The following is a 17,189-nucleotide window of genomic DNA, read 5'->3' as shown; positions in this document are numbered from 1 at the left end:
CCTAGCAAGCCTGCCAAGGGCGCGGCAAGGGTGAAGCGGTGGGGGGGATGGAGATTGGGGGGGTGCGGGGGGGCCGCATGGCCCCCCCGCCCCGGCAGCGATCAGCCGCCCGAACCGTGGTTCATATGGTTGGAATGATCCATGTCGCCATGGCCCGAATGATCCATCATGCCTTGGCCGGGCTTGCGGGCATTGTCCACCACGGCCTCGACCGTGATCTGACCGGCCTGTTCGAAGGTCAGCGTCAGGGGGAAGGTGTCGCCATCCTTCAACTCCCGCGTCAGTCCCATCAGCATGACATGATCTCCGCCGCGTTCCAGCGCATGCATATCGCCTGCGGCAAGGGGAAAGCCTTCCTTCACCTCAAGCATCTGCATCACGCCATTGGCGTCTTCCTTATGGGTGTGCAGTTCCACCCGTTCGGCCACATCGGCGGTGGCGGCGATCAGGCGGTCATCCGTCGCAGTATTGTTGTGCATCATGAAGAAGATGGCCCCTGAAGCGCCCATCTGCCCCATGGAACGGGCATAGACGTCATGGACATGCAGCCCATCGGGATGCTCTTGCGCCGTGGCGGGCAAGCAAAGGGAGAGAGCAGCCGCAAGGGCGGCAATGGTCATACGAAAGGTCATCGGATCGGTCCTGATGTGATTGGTCTGTTTCTGTTTGCGATTGGCCGGGAAGGCCCCTGTGGATCAGATCAGGACCGGGGGCCCACGCGCCGTGGGTATAAGCGCCTGTGCCAACGGGGCCCATGCCACAGGTGCGGGCGGAACGGTCCGCCTCTGCGTCGCCGGGCGCGACAGCGCGGGCGCATCGGGCAGGACAAGGGCCGTGACGGAAAGGCAGTCGGGGCAGTGATGCGGCGTCTCGACCGGGTCGCCAAAGGCATTGAGCGTGATGGTTTCTTCGATCCCCGGCGTGCCGCACAGCACGATCTGATGCGCGCCCGCCGATTGCACATGCGCCATCGCCGCCGTGACCGAGGTCAGGGCAAGGCAAAGCGACAGCAAAAGGGCGGCAAGGCGCTGCATCATGGGGCGCAGCCTAAATCGTGCCATCGGGGAAAGAAAGACGGCCAAAAGTCGCGCGGTGCATGGAAAAAGGCCCCGCAGGTGATGCGGGGCCTTTCCAATTTCCGGCCGAAAGGATCAGGCCGCAGCCTGTGCCTTGGCGATGTCTTTCTTGATCTTGAGCGCGGCGGCCGACAGTTCGTCATCCTTCGCCTTGGCGAGGAAGGCATCCAGCCCGCCGCGATGATCCACGGTCCGCAGCGCGGCGGCCGAGATGCGCAGTTTGAAGGACTGGCCCAGAACGTCCGAGATCAGGGTCACTTCGTTCAGGTTCGGCAGAAAGCGGCGACGCGACTTGTTGTTCGCGTGGCTCACGGTGTTGCCGGTCATCGGGCCCTTGCCCGTCAGTTCGCAGACGCGCGACATCGTCTTCATCCTTCGTGTGTAAACAGGACATAGGCCCGAGTCACCCCGGGCGTCCGAATTCGATTGGGGGCGTGTAAGTGGAAAGCCCGCCCGCGTCAAGCGACCCTTGCCGCAATCGGCGCGGTTGGGCGGGGATTTTTTGATCCTAACCGTGGGAGGCGGGGGAAGAAAGAGGGGGCCAGCCCCCATCGCCCGCGCGTGCCGGACGGGCGATTCCCCCGGGATATTTTCAGACAGAAGATGGAAAGGGTCAGGGCAGGAGAGAGAGGAGCTGCGCGGCGGCGGCTTCGGGGGTCAGCTGGCCTTGCGCGACGGCTTGGCCCAATTCCTCTATCCGCGTGCGGACAGGGTCGCGGGTCAGGGCGGCCAGAAGGCCTTGGCGCACCTCTTCCTCGAACCAGTGGCGGGCCTGCGCGGCGCGGCGGGCGGTCCAATGGCCGTTTTCCTGCCGCCAGCGGGCGAGCGCCTGCATCTCGTCCCAAGCGGGGGCAAGGCCAAGGGTTTCAAGGGCCGAGACGCAGATCGCCTTGGGGAACCCCTCCGGGTCCTGCGGGCGGCGGCGCAAAAGGCGCAGGGCGCCCGCGTAATCGGCCATGGTGCGCAGCGCGGCGGGTTTCAGATCGCCATCAGCCTTGTTGATCAGGATGAGGTCGGCCATCTCCATGATCCCGCGCTTGACGCCCTGCAACTCATCCCCACCCGCCGGGGCAAGAAGGAGGAGGAAGAGGTCGCAAAGTTCGGCCACCACGGTTTCGGATTGCCCCACCCCCACGGTTTCGATCAGGACAAGGTCGAACCCCGCCGCCTCGCAGAGCGCGACCGCCTCGCGCGTGCGGCGGGCGACGCCGCCCATCTGGGCCTGACTGGGGGACGGGCGGATGAAGGCGTGGGGGTCACGCGACAGCCGCTCCATCCGCGTCTTGTCGCCAAGGATCGACCCGCCGGATCGCGCCGAGGAGGGATCGACCGCAAGCACCGCGACCCGCTTGCCCTGCCCCGTCAGCATCAGGCCAAAGCTTTCGATGAAGGTGGATTTCCCCACCCCCGGCGTGCCGGACAGGCCAAGGCGCAGCGCTTGCCGTCCCCCCTCTGATCCGGCGCCCAGCCGCCCGAGAAGATCAAGCGCCTGCGCCCGGTGATCGGCCCGCCCGCTTTCCACCAGCGTGATGGCCCGCGCCAGCGCCCGACGGTCCCCCGCCGCCACGCCTGTGGCCAGTGCCGCCACGTCGATCTCGCCTCTGGCCATGCGCCTCTCTGGCCCCCATTCCACCCATTGCCCCGCTTTCGGCGGAGGCCTGCCGATCACGTCCCCGCTCGCGCGGAAATGACCGCAGGCCGGGGGCGCGGGGCTTTTGTGCCTGACCCGCGCGGGTTATGCCAGTGGGGAAAGGCGCGGCCTTCTGGCCATAACATCGCGAAAGGGGCAAAACATGCGGATGACCGCCCGGCTTTGCAGGCTTGCCGTGATGGTGACGCTCGCTCTGCCCGCGTCATTGCCCGCCGCCGCCCAGACCGTGCAGGATCAGGCGCGGTTCGATCTGGTGCTGCGCGGCTTCACAGCGGGCAGCCTGACCTTTTCGGCCAATCAGCAGGGCGAAGGCTATGCCGTGGTGGGGCGGCTCGCCTCATCTGGGATCATGGCGATGATCCGGCGCGTGGCTTATGACGCGCGGTCCGAAGGGGTGATCCGGGGCGGACGCTTTATCCCCACGCGCTATGCCGAGACGGCGGATACGGGCAAGCGCCGCTCGGAATCCGTGATGGATTACAAGGGCGGCGTGCCGCAGCTGCGCGTCTACAACCCGCCCCGAAGCCCCGCCGATTGGGATGTGGAGCCCGCCAGCCAAGGCGGAACGGTGGACCCGTTGACGGCGCTTTATGCCACGCTGCGCGATGTGGCACCGGGGGCGGAATGCGACCGGGCGCTGAAGATGTTCGACGGGCGACGCGCAAGTCAGTTGACGCTGGGCCCGCCGCAGGCGCTGGAAGGCGGCGCGGTGACCTGTTCGGGCGAATATCGCCGCGTGGCAGGGTTTCCGCCCGAGGATCTGGCGGAAAAGACCAGCTTTCCCTTCTCTCTCACCTATCTGCCCACCGAGACGGGTCAGATGCGGGTGGTGGAAGTGACGATGGACAGTCTTTACGGCAAGGCGCGGCTGATCCGGCGTTGAACTCTGGCCCTTGGCGCCGCGATAAGGGGGCATGATCGACTCAAGCCCCGCCCTGCCCCAGCCCGCCCTGCCCATTGACGAGGCCCTGCCCGCCCTGCGCGCCGCGCTGGCCGACAGGGGCATGGCCGTCTTGCAGGCCCCGCCGGGGGCGGGGAAGACGACGCGCGTGCCGCTGGACATCCTTGCTGCGGGGCTGGTGCCCGCGGGGCGCATCGTGATGCTGGAACCCCGCCGCCTTGCCGCCCGCGCGGCGGCCGAGCGGATGGCCGAGAGTTTGGGCGAAGCGGTGGGGCAGACCGTGGGTTACCGAATCCGGGGCGAGGCGAAGCTGTCGCCTGCCACCCGGATCGAAGTGGTCACCGAAGGCATCCTGACCCGGATGATCCAGTCCGATCCGGGGCTGGACGGGATCGGGGCGGTGATTTTCGACGAGTTTCACGAACGTTCCCTCAATGCCGATCTGGGGCTGGCGCTTTGCCTTGAAATCCGGGGCGCGCTGCGCGAGGACCTGATGCTTCTGGTCATGTCGGCGACGCTGGATGCCGCCCCTGTGGCGCGGCTGATGGGGGATGCGCCGATGGTCACCTCGGAAGGTCGCGCCTTTCCGGTCGAGACACGCTGGCTGCCGCGCCCCCCTGATGCGTCGCTGCGATACGAAGCGGGGGTGGCGAACCTTGTCCAGCAGGCGCTGGAGGAAACCGAAGACGGCGGCGTGCTGGTCTTTCTGCCCGGCGAAGGGGAAATCCGCAGGGTAGAGGCGACGCTGACCGGGCGGCTGCCTGCGGGCGTGGTGGTACGGCCCCTGTTTGGTGCGATGGAATTCGCGGCCCAGCGGGCGGCGCTGGCCCCGGTTGCGGGGCCTTTGGGGGCGCGCAAGGTGGTGCTGGCGACATCGATCGCCGAAACCTCGCTGACCATCCCGGATGTGCGGGTGGTCGTCGATGGGGGCCGCGCCAGGCGGGCGCGGTTTGATGCGCCCTCGGGCATGTCGCGATTGGTGACCGAGCGGGTGACACGGGCCGAGGCCGAACAGCGGCGCGGCCGCGCGGGGCGGGTGGCCGAAGGGGTCTGCTATCGCTATTGGACAAAGGGAGAGGAAGGTGGCCTTGCCCCCTTCCCGCCCGCCGAGATCGAGGCGGCGGATCTTGCGCCCTTGGCCCTTGAACTCGCGCTATGGGGCAGCGCGGCACTGCCTTTCCTGACCCCGCCGCATCCCGGCGTCCTGGCCGAGGCGCGGGCGCTTCTCTCCGATCTGGGGGCACTGGATGCGGGGGGCCGGATCACCGATCATGGCAAACGGCTGGCCGCCCTGCCCCTGCATCCGCGCCTTGGGCATATGTTGGCCGTGGCAGGGCCGGAAGCGGCGACGCTGGCCGCGCTTTTGGCCGAGCGCGACCCGCTGCGGGGCGAACCGCCCGACCTTCTGGCCCGGTTGAAGGCGGTGGATCGCCCGCCACCGCAGGCCCATCGCGGCACGATCGAGCGCATTCGGGATGAGGCGCGGCGTCTGTCCCGCGCGCTGCAGGTGGGCACTGAGCCGGGGCTGTCACCCGCGCAGATGGCGGCATTGGCCTATCCCGACCGGATCGGCCTGCGGCGCAAGGGCGAGGCCCCGCGCTGGGTGCTGTCCGGCGGCAAGGGGGCGGCGATGGCGGCGGGCCTGCCCCTGTCGGGCGCGCGGCTGATCGTGGCGACCGATCTGGATGGCGACCCGCGCGAGGCGGTGGTGCGGCAGGCCGTGGCGATCAGCGAGGCAGAGGTCCGCGCCCTTTATGCCCACCGCATCCGCTGGCAGGAGGTCTGTGAATGGTCGCGGCGCGAGGGCAAGGTGCTGGCGCGGCGGCAGGAACGGCTGGGTGCGCTGGTGCTGGAGGATCGGACATGGCCCGACGCCCCGGTTGAGGCGGTGGCGCGGGCGGCACTCGATGGCATCCGCCAAATCGGCCTGCCCTTCACGCCTGCCGCGCGGCGTTTTCGCGCAAGGGTGGAACTGGCACGGGGCGGCGGGGCGGGCTTTCCCGATATGACAGATCAGGCGCTGCTGGCGGGGCTGGAGGATTGGCTGCTGCCGCATCTGGGTCGCGCCCGGACCGAGGCCAATCTGCGCGGGCTGGACCTGACCGAGGCGCTGCGCGCCATGCTGGATTGGGACCAGATGCAGGCTCTTGACCGGATTGCGCCGGGGCATTTCGAAACCCCGCTCGGTCGTCGCGTGCCCATCGACTATGAAGGCGACGCGCCGGGCATCGAGATCCGGTTGCAGGAAATGTTTGGCGTGACGACCCATCCCGTGGTGGGCGCGGCGCGGACGCCGCTGCGCATCACCCTGCTGTCGCCCGCCCAGCGCCCGGTGCAGGTGACGATGGACCTGCCAGGCTTTTGGGCGGCCTCCTATGCCGATGTGCGCAAGGATATGCGGGGACAATACCCGCGGCATCCCTGGCCCGAAGACCCGACCGTGGCCGAACCCACCTTGCGGGCCAAGCCGCGCGGCACGTAACGGCGCGCTGTCGAAAATTTTTCTCGAAAAATTTTCCTTCCCCAGAAAAATTTTCATCCGAAAATTTTTCGCCCGGCCAGAGGCCGGGCAAGGGGAAAATTTCCAGTGGAAATTTTCGCGCTGTCCCTGCGGGTCAGCGGCGACGGTCGCGGCGGGCGCTCATCGGTTGGAAGGCCACGCCGACATGCGCTTCGCAATAGGGTTTGCCGGGCAGTGAGGGCAGGCCGCAGAACCAGAAGTCATCCGTCGCCGGATCGCCGATGGGCCATTTGCAGGTCCGTTCGGTCAGTTCCATCAGGGTCAGGCGGCGCGCGCGTTTTTCCACCTCGCGGACCGAGGCCAGCGCTTCGGGGCTGATCTCATTGGCGGAAGGTTGCGGCGGCAGGGGTTGGCCTGCCGGCACGATGGGTTTGCGCACCGGGAGCGGCGTCACATTGGACGGGGCTGCCACGGGCCGTTCGGGCGCGGGGCGCGGCGGCGCGGGTTCGGCGCGCGCCGTGGTTCCTGCCGGTTCGGGCTTGGGTTCGGGCTTTGCAGCAACGGGTGCCTCATCCTCATCCTCGCGCCCGCCGGGGGCGCGGTTGGACAGGCCAAGACGATGCACCTTGCCGATCACCGCATTGCGCGTGACGCCGCCCAGTTCCTTGGCGATCTGGCTGGCCGACTGGCCTTCGGCCCACATGCGCTTGAGCGTTTCGACCCGCTCGTCCGTCCAGGACATGGCATCCCCTTTGATCACTGGTTTTCCGCCATTTTAGACGGGACGGTGCGGGATACAAGCCGCACGTGGCAAGATCAAGCGCCGTCACGCGCCCAGCGCGCTTCAATGGCGGCGTCGCGCCCCCCGTGGCCACAGGAAAAAGGGCCGCGCGGTGATCCCGCGCGGCCCCTCCTGCCGCGGGACGGGTCGCCCCGCCCTCTGGCCCCTTGCATCCCGGCCTCCGATGCCCCCCACCGTTTCCGGGATGCGCGGATGTTTCGGCCTTAGACGTCGCCCGATCCACTTTGCGCGGCGGCCGGGTCGCTGGTTTCGGTCACGGCGGCTTTCAGGTCTTCGGTTGCCGCGTCATGCGCCTCCAGCGCCGCATCGGCCGCATCCATCGATGCCTCGGCCTCGGTCGCGGCGGCGTCGCCGTCCTTTGAGGCCTCGGCCAGATCCGCGCCCGCATCTGTGACATCGGCCGGCGCGTCGGTCACTTCCGACAGATCCTCGGCCAAATCGGCGGCGGCGTCCTGCGCCACACCAAGGGCAGCCAGCGCAACGGTCAACGCGTCTTGCGCATCCAGAACCGCCTGACGGGCCGCCGCTTCCTCTTCACTGCCGTCCAAAAGATCTGCCGCATGGGCCATCGCGGCCTTCAAAGCATCCTGCGCCGCTGCGACATCTTCCTCTTCCTTGGCCGTGGCGTCCTTTGCGGCCTGAGAGGCCGATTTGGCCTCTTCCAGCGCCTTTGCCGCCGTCTCCAAGAGATCGGCCAATTCCTTGGCCTTACCCTCGGCGGCCTCGGCGGCGTCTTTCGCCGCAGCCTCGGCCTTTTGCACCGCATCAAGATCGCCCGAAAGCGACACGACCGATGCCGAAAGCTCTGCAAGCTTCAGGGACTTGGCAACCTTTTCCAGATCGGCCTTGGCCTCTTCGACATCCTCGGCCCGGTCTTTCAGCTTGTCCTTGGCATCATCAAGCTTTTCTTCTGCCTTCTTGGCCGCCCGGCACGCCGAGGACTCGCAATCATCCTTTGCAAAATCTTTCCGATCCGACTTGGAAAGCTTGCTATACGCCGCGTCAAATTCACCCTGCGCCTTGGTTACGGCGTTCTCTGCCTTGGCGTAATCCTCTTCTTCATCAGCCAGGTCCGACACCGCTTCTTTATAGGTCTTGCTGTTCAGCGCATCTTTCAGCGCCTTTTCGACGGATTTCAGCTTGTCCTCGACGGCATCGGCCTTGCTGGCAAGGGCATCGGCCTCTTCCTTGGCGGCGGCGATGGCCTTGCGGATTTCCTCGGTCATTTCTTCGGCCGAGAGATCGCCCAGAACGTCGGACAGATTGCCCTGCGTCTTATCGGCCAGACCCGACAGGTCCATCGCCTTTTCGACCAGCGGGCGGGCATCCTCGGTCGCCTTGGTCAGACGGTCATTGGCCTTTGCCAGCGCCGCTTGCGCCTCCAGCACATTTTCCAGCGCGCGGCGCTTGGCATTGGTGAAATCGGGCAGCACGGACTCCAGACGTTCGACCGACAGATGGTCGTCATCCATGGCCATCACCGCGACCAGCATGAAATCGTCATCCTTCAGCCCAATCCGCTTGGCGCGGCGGATGCTGCGGTCCAGCGCGGACTGCCGACGCTGCACTTCTTCGGTGGCCCCTTGCAGCTTGGCCGTGGCCTGTTCCAGACGCGCCACCAGATCAGAATAATCCGGTGCCACGGCCTGCGACCGTGTCTTGCCACCGTCCGTGCCTTCGCCGATGGCCGGGATCGATCCCGTGACCGAGGTCAGCGCAAGGACCACATCATCGCAAGTTCCTGCCATCTCAAGCAGGCGCTCGTTGAATTCCGGATGGCTGACAAAAGCCAGCGGATCCTTGACGGCAAGGGTGCAAAGCGCACCACCATCGTTTGCAGCCATTGCTGAAACGGGCAGCACGACCGACAGGAGAAGGGCAGGAAGAAGCACAGTCTTGCGGGGGGAGAGGAGGGGCATCGCTTACCTATATGACTGGATGGGAAATCCATCCGTTTGCCCCTCTGCCCTAGGCCTAGCGCCATATTATCGTCAACTTTTGGCCAGATTTACATACTTTAGTCAGCGCCCTCATGGATGATCCACCAAGGCGTTAACGATTGTTTCCTAGTTAAGATTTCTGAACTGCATGGCATGCAACCTTAAGGCGACTCCTTGTCGAATCACGGTGGCAGAATCATGGCAGCCACGGCATCGCAATTGCGGCGCGATCTGCCCCCTTCCCTTCCCGCCTGATCCATCCTATGCATGCGGCATGAGCCATCGGACCGCCCCTTTCGCGCTGCCCCGACGCCGACGCTGATCGTCGGCCGCTCTGCCATGGCCCATGCCGATGGGCCGCCCTTCCCAAGTTGACACCCCCCGCCTGCGGCCATTACGGCTAGGGCTTCGCTTTCAAGGACATTCCCCATGATCCCGCACGTCCTGCCGACCTATAACCGCGCCCCCCTTGCCTTTACCCATGGCGAAGGCTCTTGGCTGGTGACCGAGGATGGCAGCCGATACCTTGACCTTGGGGCGGGGATCGCGGTGAACGGCCTTGGCCATGCCCATCCCGCGCTGGTGGCCACGATCACCGAACAGGCGGCCAAGCTTTGGCATGTGTCGAACCTTTACCGCATTCCGGAACAGGAACGGCTGGCCGACCTGCTGGTGGCCCATACCTTCGCTGACACCGTCTTCTTCACCAATTCGGGGACCGAGGCGGCAGAGCTTGCCATCAAGATGGTGCGCAAGCATTGGTATGAGAAAGGCCAGCCCGACCGGGTGGAGATCATCACCTTTGAAGGGTCTTTCCATGGCCGCTCGACCGGGGCCATTGCGGCAGCGGGGTCGGAAAAGATGGTCAAGGGCTTTGGCCCCCTGATGCCCGGCTTCACCCATCTGAAATTCGGCGATCACGATGCCCTGCGCGCGGCGGTGACGGGCAAGACCGCCGCCGTGATGATCGAACCCGTGCAGGGCGAAGGCGGCATCCGCACCCTGCCCGATGCCTGCCTGAAGGGGCTGCGCGATCTGTGCGACGCGACCGGGGCCCTTCTGGTGTTTGACGAGGTGCAATGTGGCATGGGCCGGACGGGCAAGCTTTTTGCCCATGAATGGGCCGGGGTCACGCCCGATATCATGATGGTGGCAAAGGGCATTGGCGGGGGCTTCCCCTTGGGTGCCGTGCTGGCGACCGAGGCCGCGGCGGCGGGCATGACGGCGGGCACCCATGGCTCCACCTATGGCGGCAACCCCTTGGGCTGCGCGGTGGGGGCAAAGGTGATGGAGATCGTCGCCGACGATGCCTTCCTTGCCGATGTGGGCCAGAAGGGCGCGCGGTTTCGGCAGGGGTTGGAGGGGCTGGTCGCCAGCCACCCGGAGGTGTTCGAATCGGTGCGCGGCCAAGGCCTGATGCTGGGGCTGAAATGCAAGGCGCTGAATACCGATGTGGTGAAGGCGGCCTATGGCGAACATCTCCTCACGGTGCCGGCGGCGGATAATGTGGTCCGCCTGCTGCCCGCGCTCAACATCCCCGACGCCGATATCGCCGAGGCGCTGGCCCGGCTTGACCGGGCTGCCACACGGGTCAAGACCGATGCCGCAGCCTGACGCCTACAGCTTTCCGCGCCTGAAACGGGCGGATTACCCGCTGCTGCGGGCTTGGCTTGCCCAACCCCATGTGCGCGGCTGGTGGGGCGATCCGGAAGAAGAGATCGCCCTGATCGACGAAGATATCGATCAAGGCCCCACCGACATGCGCCTTGTCGCGCTGGCAGGCCATCCCTTCGCCTATGTGCAGGATTACCCGGCACATCACTGGCCCATGCCGCATTACGCGGCCTTCCCGACCGGCGCGCGGGGCATGGATACCTTTCTTGGCGATCCGGCCTATCTGGGGCGCGGCCATGCCCCCCGCTACCTGCGCCAGCGCTGTGCCGAGATCATGGCCAAAGGCGCGACGACGGTCGTCATCGACCCCAGCCCCGCCAATGACCGCGCCATCCGCGCCTACCGACGTGCGGGCTTTGTCCCGCGCGGCATCGCGCCTTGCGAAGATGGCGACCCCGTCCTCGTGATGGAATTCGAACCCGCCTCTTCCTCTTGGTGAAAATACGCTCAGGGGGTCCGGGGCAGACTGCACCCGGGGGCCTCTACCCCAGAAAAACGGTATGAAATGAAACACTTCCTCGATATCCACAAGACCGACGCCGCCGAATTGCGGACGATGATCGACAGCGCCCATGCGATGAAGACGGCGCGGAATGGCCGCCCCAAGGGATCGCCCGATGATGACATGCCGCTCAAGGGCCGCATGGTCGCGCTGATCTTTGAAAAACCCTCGACCCGCACCCGTGTCTCTTTCGACGTGGGCGTCCGCCAGATGGGGGGCGAGACGATGGTGCTTTCGGGCAAGGAAATGCAGCTTGGCCATGGCGAGACGATCGCCGACACGGCCCGCGTCCTGTCGCGCTATGTCGACCTGATCATGATCCGCACCTTTGAAGAGGCCACGCTGCTGGAGATGGCGGAACATGCCACCGTCCCCGTCATCAACGGGCTGACGAACCGCACCCATCCCTGCCAGATCATGGCCGATGTCATGACATATGAAGAACATCGCGGCCCCATCGCGGGGCGCAAGGTGGTGTGGTGCGGCGACGGCAACAATGTCTGCGCGTCCTTCCTGCATGCGGCGGGTCAGTTCGGCTTTGACTTCACCTTCACGGGGCCAGAGACGCTCGACCCCGAAGACAAGTTCGTCACCTTCGCCCGCGAAAAGGGATCGAAGGTCACCATCCAGCGCGACCCCTTCACCGCCGTCGAAGGCGCGGACCTTGTGGTGACCGACACTTGGGTATCGATGCATGACCCGGAATCTGCCAAGGAGCGCCGCCACAACCAGCTGCGCCCCTATCAGGTCAACGAACAGCTGATGAGCCGGGCGAAACCCGACAGCCTGTTCATGCATTGCCTGCCCGCGCACCGCAACGACGAGGCGACGAGCGCGGTGATGGACGGCCCGCATTCGGTGATCTTCGACGAGGCCGAAAACCGCCTGCATGCCCAAAAGGCCATCATGCGCTGGTGCCTTGGGCTGTAAGGGTTCAAAAATCTTTGAAGATTTTTGGACCCATCGCCCCCGTTGACAGTCACCCGTGACAGGCAGAGGCTCCCCCTCATCCAGAGGGGGGCCTTCCATGCATCACCGTTCCGTTGCGGTCTATGACCGCTTTCTCGCCAATCTCTCCACCATCCTGACCAAGGCCGAGGCGCATTGCACGGCGAAGGGCATCAAGCCCGAGGCGATGCTGACCTTCCGCCTCTTCCCCGACATGTTCCCTTTCGTGAAACAGGTGCAGCTGTCCTGCGATTTCGCTGCCCGCGCCTGCGCGCGTCTGGCGGGCGAGGAACCCAAAAGCTTCCCCGACACCGAAACCACCTTTGCCGAATTGCAAGACCGCATCAGTGCCGCGCGCGGCTATATGGCGGGGTTCGACCCATCCGCCTATGACGGGGCAGAGGCGCGCGAGATCCGCATCAAGATCCGTGGCCAAGAGGTGAAGATGCCGGGCGAGGCTTTCCTCAACCTCTATTCCCTGCCGCAGTTCTATTTCCACATCGCCACCGCCTACAACATCCTGCGCCATAACGGGGTGGAGCTGGGCAAGGGCGATTACATGGGGGGATAAGGTCGGCGGGCGTCAGGCCGCGAGCGGCCTGATCCCATCCGCCACCGCCGCGCGGGGGGCCAGCGCCGCCACCGCCACAAGGCAAAGGGCCAGCGCCGCATAGGTCACGCGGAAGCCCACATGTTCGGCCACGAAACCGATGGTCGAGGGGGCGACGAGGATGCCCGAATAGCCCATCATCGTCACCGCCGCGATGCCTGCGCCGGGGGCCAGCCCCGGATGGTTGCCCGCAGCGGAAAACAGGATCGGCACCATATTCGCCACGCCCAAGCCCGCAAAGGCAAAGCAGCCGATGGCCAGCGCATCGGTTGGGGCCATCGCCGCCCCCATCAGGCCCGCCGCCGCAACCATCCCCGACCAGCGCAGCGTCGCCACCGCGCCAAAGCGGTTTCTGACCCCATCCCCCGCAAAGCGCATCACCGCCATCGCCCCAGAGAAAAGCGCGAAGGCCAGCCCCGATGTCGCCACATCGGACCCCAGTTCCTGTTGCAGATAAAGGGCCGCCCAATCCAGCACCGACCCTTCCGGCACCATGGAAAACAGCGCCATCACCCCCAGCATCCACAGCGCCGCATCGCGCGGCAAAAGCGCCGTGCGGGCGGGCGCCTCACCCGGCACGGGCGCAGGCCGCGCCCCGTCCGCCATCAGGAAGGGCATGGCCAGCAAGACGATCACCCCCGCCACGGCCGAGGCCCAAAGCGACTGCCCCGCCGCGCCCCAATGCGCGATGATCCAGCCCCCCAGACTGCCGCCGAAAAATCCCCCAAGGCTCCAGAATCCATGGGACGACGACATGATGGCCCGGCCCAGATGCCGCTCCACCTCCACCGCATTGGCGTTCATCGCCACGTCCATACAGCCGATCAGCGCCCCCAGAACGGCCATGGTCAGGGCAAGCGTGGCCAGATCGGGGGCCAGAACCACCGCCGGAAGCGCGGGGATCATCGACAGCGAAAAGACCCGCAACACGTTGCGCACCCCGAACCGCGCGATCAACCGCCCGGCAAACAGCATCGCCCCCACCGCCCCAAGGCCAAGGACAAGGATCAACAGGCCCAGCGTCCCCTCGCTGATCCCGTGGCGCGGCAGCAAAAGGGGGATCTGCGGCGCCCAGGCCCCCATGATGAAGCCATTCGCCAGAAACATCGCCGCCACGGCCCAACGGCCCCGGCGCGCAGCAGAAAGATCGGACATGAAAAGGGCTCCACGGCTGTTAGCGCTGCCATAAACCGGAAGCAGGCGGCGCGGAAGGGGGCAGCGGCTGACGTTTCGTTTCGCCGCGTTTCAGGGCGGCGCAAGCCTCAGTTGCCGCCCCCCAGCAAATCCAAAAGCAGATTGCCCGCCCCCTGACGCAACTCCTCTTCCAAACGCCGCTTGGCCGCATCTTCCAGACTTTCGCCTTCGATCTGACCCAGCTCTTCGGCCGCCTTGGCCTTCAACTGATCCTCGACCGCCTTCGCCTCGTCCTTCAGCCGTTCCTGTGCAAGAGATTCCAGGTCCAGCGCAAAACTGGGTGCCGCCCATGACCCGGTGATCCAGAGCGGGACCGAAATCCCCCCCGACCCATCCGCCCCGCGCAAGGCAGTGGGCCGCAGCCGATATTCCAGATCGCGCGCACCAAGCCCGATACGGCCCGCGCCTTCCGCGCTGATGATCGGCCCCGCCATTAGAAGATCGCTGTTGAAAAGATCGCCCCCGTCGATATCGAAACTGGCCGAAAGGCTGTCGAAGATCGTCTTCTGCCCCTCCCCCACATAGCCCGCATCCAGCCGCCGGATCATCCCCGCAATATCCAGACCCAGTATCTCGCCCGCCCCAAGGTTCAACACGCCCGACCCCGACAGGCTGCGCATGATCGCCTCGACCGAATTCCCCGATCCAAGGAATTTCAGCGACAAATCCCCCGTGCCCACCAGCCGTTCAAACCCCGTCAGGTCCGACAGCATCGGTTGCAGGCGAATGTCGCGAAAGGCCAGATTGCCCCCCACCGACAGGCCCTTGCGACCATTGACCACGAACTCGCCCCGCACAGTGCCGCCATAGGCCCCCACATCCGTCAGCCCCACCACCGCGCGCGACCGATCCAGCGTCACCGTGGCCGCCACGGGGCCAAGCTTCACCGCCCCAAGATCAAGCGAATTGGCCCGCAGCCCCAGTTCGGCATCCATGATCGACAGGCCCGACACATCGATGGGCGCATCCGACCAGCCCGCCGTGGCAACCGCGCCGCCGCCATCGCCCGCCCCCGTGCCGCCCGCGACATTCTCGGCAATCGCCAGATCGCCGGTGGCCAGACGCGCCACCAGTTTGGGCCGATCCGCACCGGGGCTCAGGTCCAGATCGCCGGTAATCGCCGTGCCATCCAGCACGATACGCCCGCCCCGCAGATGCACCGATCCCGCCTCGGTCAGCGTGATATCCCCCGCGACCTGCACGCTTTTCTGCCCAAAGCCCTGCGGCAGGCTGGGCCGTTCCATCCCCAACAGGGCCGACAGCGCCGACAGATCGGCCAAATCGGCATCCAGCCGCCCTTCGGCGCTGGGGGGCATCAGGCCCGCCCGCCCGTCAAAGGACATCTTCGCCGCCCCCGCCGTGGCCGACAGCGTCACAGGCGAAACGCCCCCCTCATAGGCCGTGCGAAAGGCCGCCAAGGTCAGATCAACCGCCACCGCCTGCCCCATCGCCTCGGCCGTCAGGTCAAGCTCCAGCGGCCCCTCGTAATTGGCCAGCCGCGCCTCCAGATCGACCCCGGTCAATTGCACCGCCCGCCCCGTGCCATGGTCGATATAGCCAAGGCTGCCATCGCGGATCACCCCAAGGTCCAGCGTGAAAGGCGTATCCGCCCCCGCCATATCCGCCGTGGCCGTGCCGCCCTGCGCCCCGCCAAAGACCCAGTTGCCCACACCCTCTTCGCTCACCTCGATCAGGATCTCGGGCCGGGTCAGTTCCAGCGCGGTGATCCGCACCTCGCCGCCAAACAGCGCATTGGCATCGATCCCGATCGCCATGCCCTCGGCCACCAGCATCGGCCCATCCTCGGACCAATCGGCATTGGCAATGGCGATCCGCCCGGTTTCCACCCCCAAAACGGGCCAAAGCGTGGGCGTCACGCCGCCTTCGATGGTCAGGGCCCGCCCCGTCACCCGCTGAAACTGTTCCACGGCCAGCGCGGCCACGCGGTCCGACGGGATCAGAAGCAAGGCCCCCGCCCCCAAGACGACCAGCATCGCCAAAACCCCCAGCACCCGGAACAGCCAACGCATCCGCATCCCCCTTTGCACAGCCCATCCCAAGGCTATCCTCGCCCGGCCCCTTGGGGCAAGCGGCAGGCCCACCCTCGGCGGATCAGTTCACCGAAACAGGCCGCGACCGGAACCGCGCCACCGTCTCGCGCTCGGCCCGCTTGCACACCATGGGCGGCAGGCCACGGTCGAGAAGGGCAAGGTCCTCCAGCACCATCTCGCCCATCCGCTTGAAGGCAATGTCCAAGGCCCCGGCCCGATGCGCCGACAAAAGGAAACCGGGGATCGACCGGACCGGATGATCCAAGGGCAGCGGTTCTTCGGGAAAGACATCCGAAGCGGCAAGGATATGCCCCTCCCGCACCGCCGCCATCAGCGCAGGAAAATCCACCACATCGGCACGGCTGAGCAAAAGGAAGATCGCCCCCCGCCGCATCGCCGCGAAAGCCTCTGCTCCCAGAAAACCGCGATTCTCGCTGGTTACGGCAGCGGTGCAAAAGACGATGTCAGACCCCGCCAGCACCGCATCAAGCCCCGCAGGTTCCGCCCCCGCCGCCCGGATCCGCGAGGGCGGCAGCCAAGGGTCATAGACCTTCAGCCGCGTCTGGAACCCGGTCAGAACCTGCGCACAGGCCCGCCCCAGATCGCCAAAGCCAAGGATGCCCACCTCGGCCCCGGTCAAAAGCCGCGCCGACCCATTGCCCTCTCCCCCCCACAACTCTTGCCCGGCACGGAAATCCGCATCCGCCCCATGGATGTTGCGCAAGAGCGAGAGCGCAAAGCCAAGCCCGATCTCGGCCACGGGCTGGGCAAAGACCGCCCCCGTCGTCACGACATGGATGCCGCGCCGGAACACCTCGTCATAAGGCATGTTGTTCAGAAGATTGGATTCCACGTTGAAAATGCAGCGAAGGGCGGACAACCGCGCCAAAGTCCCCGCGTCCAGCGGCGGCTGCCCGATGATATAGCGCGCCTCGCCCAAAACCGCATCCGGCAGACCGGGCAGGTCGTCATCGGTTGTCTCGACAATCCGGTAGCGCGCCCGCAACTCGGCAAGAAGGTCCGGCGCAAAAATCAGGGGCAGGCTGCGCGGCAAGGGGCAGGACAGGATCAGGGGGCGTGCATCGGTCATGGGTGTCTCCTCTTGCCACGGACGCTAGGCCAGCCTTGAGGCGCGGGCAACCACAAGGCGCGGCATGCGCCGCATTCCTTTTGTGGTCAGGGGCCGGTCCGCCCCCTCTTGTCCCGCCTGCGGCCTGCCCATGCCTCCCTTGAGGATACTTGAAGACAGAAAATGCAGAAAAAGCAGCGCGTTAACCTTAACGGCCCGCCCTTCCCCCTTCATCTTGGCGAAAAATACTCTCGGGGGTGAATTGGCCGAATGGCCAAGAGGGGGCAGAAGGCCCCCTAACCCCGGAGGA

General features: G+C 66.1%; 15 protein-coding genes. 6 read left to right on the top strand and 9 right to left on the bottom strand.

Annotated elements, in window-relative coordinates; all coding sequences use genetic code 11:
- Window positions 1-101: 101 nt before the first annotated feature.
- The 4 genes from QF092_RS00930 to meaB form a co-directional block, all read right to left on the bottom strand.
- Entirely contained in the window at window positions 102-632 is a 531-nt protein-coding gene (locus tag QF092_RS00930; RefSeq protein WP_281466717.1) for a copper chaperone PCu(A)C, read from the bottom strand.
- Between the two features lie 63 nt (window positions 633-695).
- On the bottom strand, window positions 696-1,061 hold the full coding sequence (locus QF092_RS00925) for a hypothetical protein (RefSeq protein WP_281466715.1): 366 nt from the start codon (window positions 1,059-1,061) through the stop codon (window positions 696-698).
- Window positions 1,062-1,151: 90 nt separating this feature from the next.
- Complete coding sequence (gene rpmB, locus QF092_RS00920; RefSeq protein ID WP_101921946.1) at window positions 1,152-1,439, bottom strand: 50S ribosomal protein L28; 288 nt, start codon at window positions 1,437-1,439, stop codon at window positions 1,152-1,154.
- Window positions 1,440-1,689: 250 nt separating this feature from the next.
- Window positions 1,690-2,685 carry a methylmalonyl Co-A mutase-associated GTPase MeaB gene (gene meaB / locus QF092_RS00915; RefSeq protein WP_420026486.1) on the bottom strand — a complete coding sequence of 332 codons (996 nt, stop codon included), beginning with the start codon at window positions 2,683-2,685 and terminating at the stop codon, window positions 1,690-1,692.
- Between the two features lie 184 nt (window positions 2,686-2,869).
- Here meaB and QF092_RS00910 point away from each other — a divergent pair, with 184 nt between their 5' ends.
- Window positions 2,870-3,610 carry a DUF3108 domain-containing protein gene (locus QF092_RS00910; protein WP_281466711.1) on the top strand — a complete coding sequence of 247 codons (741 nt, stop codon included), beginning with the start codon at window positions 2,870-2,872 and terminating at the stop codon, window positions 3,608-3,610.
- Window positions 3,611-3,641: 31 nt separating this feature from the next.
- The gene (gene hrpB, locus QF092_RS00905; protein ID WP_281466709.1) at window positions 3,642-6,110 is read left to right on the top strand and encodes an ATP-dependent helicase HrpB; all 2,469 of its coding nucleotides are present in this window, start codon (window positions 3,642-3,644) and stop codon (window positions 6,108-6,110) included.
- A gap of 133 nt (window positions 6,111-6,243) precedes the next feature.
- Here the strand turns inward: hrpB and QF092_RS00900 are convergent, their stop codons facing one another.
- Window positions 6,244-6,831: a GcrA family cell cycle regulator gene (locus QF092_RS00900; protein WP_281466707.1), complete on the bottom strand. Its 588-nt coding sequence runs from the start codon at window positions 6,829-6,831 to the stop codon at window positions 6,244-6,246.
- A gap of 263 nt (window positions 6,832-7,094) precedes the next feature.
- Window positions 7,095-8,810, bottom strand: coding sequence for a coiled-coil domain-containing protein (locus QF092_RS00895; protein ID WP_281466706.1), 1,716 nt, complete (start codon window positions 8,808-8,810; stop codon window positions 7,095-7,097).
- A gap of 450 nt (window positions 8,811-9,260) precedes the next feature.
- Here QF092_RS00895 and QF092_RS00890 point away from each other — a divergent pair, with 450 nt between their 5' ends.
- The 4 genes from QF092_RS00890 (at window position 9,261) to QF092_RS00875 (ending at window position 12,526) form a co-directional block, all read left to right on the top strand.
- Entirely contained in the window at window positions 9,261-10,445 is a 1,185-nt protein-coding gene (locus QF092_RS00890; protein WP_281466704.1) for an aspartate aminotransferase family protein, read from the top strand.
- Window positions 10,432-10,944: a GNAT family N-acetyltransferase gene (locus QF092_RS00885; protein ID WP_281466702.1), complete on the top strand. Its 513-nt coding sequence runs from the start codon at window positions 10,432-10,434 to the stop codon at window positions 10,942-10,944. Before QF092_RS00890 ends, QF092_RS00885 begins: the two co-directional genes overlap by 14 nt.
- A 66-nt stretch (window positions 10,945-11,010) precedes the next feature.
- A complete protein-coding gene (argF, locus tag QF092_RS00880; protein WP_281466700.1) occupies window positions 11,011-11,937 on the top strand; it encodes an ornithine carbamoyltransferase in 927 nt (308 codons plus the stop codon).
- Between the two features lie 97 nt (window positions 11,938-12,034).
- Complete coding sequence (locus QF092_RS00875) at window positions 12,035-12,526, top strand: DUF1993 domain-containing protein (protein WP_281466698.1); 492 nt, start codon at window positions 12,035-12,037, stop codon at window positions 12,524-12,526.
- 12 nt (window positions 12,527-12,538) lie between these two features.
- Here QF092_RS00875 and QF092_RS00870 read toward each other — a convergent pair whose 3' ends face one another.
- The 3 genes from QF092_RS00870 to QF092_RS00860 form a co-directional block, all read right to left on the bottom strand.
- Entirely contained in the window at window positions 12,539-13,720 is a 1,182-nt protein-coding gene (locus tag QF092_RS00870) for an MFS transporter (protein ID WP_281466696.1), read from the bottom strand.
- 107 nt (window positions 13,721-13,827) lie between these two features.
- Window positions 13,828-15,789, bottom strand: coding sequence for an AsmA family protein (locus QF092_RS00865; RefSeq protein ID WP_281466694.1), 1,962 nt, complete (start codon window positions 15,787-15,789; stop codon window positions 13,828-13,830).
- An 82-nt stretch (window positions 15,790-15,871) separates the two neighbouring features.
- Entirely contained in the window at window positions 15,872-16,900 is a 1,029-nt protein-coding gene (locus QF092_RS00860) for a hydroxyacid dehydrogenase (RefSeq protein WP_281466693.1), read from the bottom strand.
- Between the last annotated feature and the right edge of the window lie 289 nt (window positions 16,901-17,189).

It is taken from the genome of Fuscovulum ytuae, assembly GCF_029953595.1.
Lineage (GTDB): Bacteria > Pseudomonadota > Alphaproteobacteria > Rhodobacterales > Rhodobacteraceae > Paragemmobacter > Paragemmobacter ytuae.
This window is presented reverse-complemented; position numbering and strand designations above follow the sequence as displayed.

Excerpts from the sequence above, each read along its gene's own strand:
- QF092_RS00930 (WP_281466717.1), bottom strand. The coding sequence starts at position 632 with ATGACCTTTCGTATGACCATTGCCGCCCTTGCGGCTGCTCTCTCCCTT.
- QF092_RS00925 (WP_281466715.1), bottom strand. The coding sequence starts at position 1,061 with ATGGCACGATTTAGGCTGCGCCCCATGATGCAGCGCCTTGCCGCCCTT.
- rpmB (WP_101921946.1), bottom strand. The coding sequence starts at position 1,439 with ATGTCGCGCGTCTGCGAACTGACGGGCAAGGGCCCGATGACCGGCAAC.
- meaB (WP_420026486.1), bottom strand. The coding sequence starts at position 2,685 with ATGGCCAGAGGCGAGATCGACGTGGCGGCACTGGCCACAGGCGTGGCG.
- QF092_RS00910 (WP_281466711.1), top strand. The coding sequence starts at position 2,870 with ATGCGGATGACCGCCCGGCTTTGCAGGCTTGCCGTGATGGTGACGCTC.
- hrpB (WP_281466709.1), top strand. The coding sequence starts at position 3,642 with ATGATCGACTCAAGCCCCGCCCTGCCCCAGCCCGCCCTGCCCATTGAC.
- QF092_RS00900 (WP_281466707.1), bottom strand. The coding sequence starts at position 6,831 with ATGTCCTGGACGGACGAGCGGGTCGAAACGCTCAAGCGCATGTGGGCC.
- QF092_RS00895 (WP_281466706.1), bottom strand. The coding sequence starts at position 8,810 with ATGCCCCTCCTCTCCCCCCGCAAGACTGTGCTTCTTCCTGCCCTTCTC.
- QF092_RS00890 (WP_281466704.1), top strand. The coding sequence starts at position 9,261 with ATGATCCCGCACGTCCTGCCGACCTATAACCGCGCCCCCCTTGCCTTT.
- QF092_RS00885 (WP_281466702.1), top strand. The coding sequence starts at position 10,432 with ATGCCGCAGCCTGACGCCTACAGCTTTCCGCGCCTGAAACGGGCGGAT.
- argF (WP_281466700.1), top strand. The coding sequence starts at position 11,011 with ATGAAACACTTCCTCGATATCCACAAGACCGACGCCGCCGAATTGCGG.
- QF092_RS00875 (WP_281466698.1), top strand. The coding sequence starts at position 12,035 with ATGCATCACCGTTCCGTTGCGGTCTATGACCGCTTTCTCGCCAATCTC.
- QF092_RS00870 (WP_281466696.1), bottom strand. The coding sequence starts at position 13,720 with ATGTCCGATCTTTCTGCTGCGCGCCGGGGCCGTTGGGCCGTGGCGGCG.
- QF092_RS00865 (WP_281466694.1), bottom strand. The coding sequence starts at position 15,789 with ATGCGTTGGCTGTTCCGGGTGCTGGGGGTTTTGGCGATGCTGGTCGTC.
- QF092_RS00860 (WP_281466693.1), bottom strand. The coding sequence starts at position 16,900 with ATGACCGATGCACGCCCCCTGATCCTGTCCTGCCCCTTGCCGCGCAGC.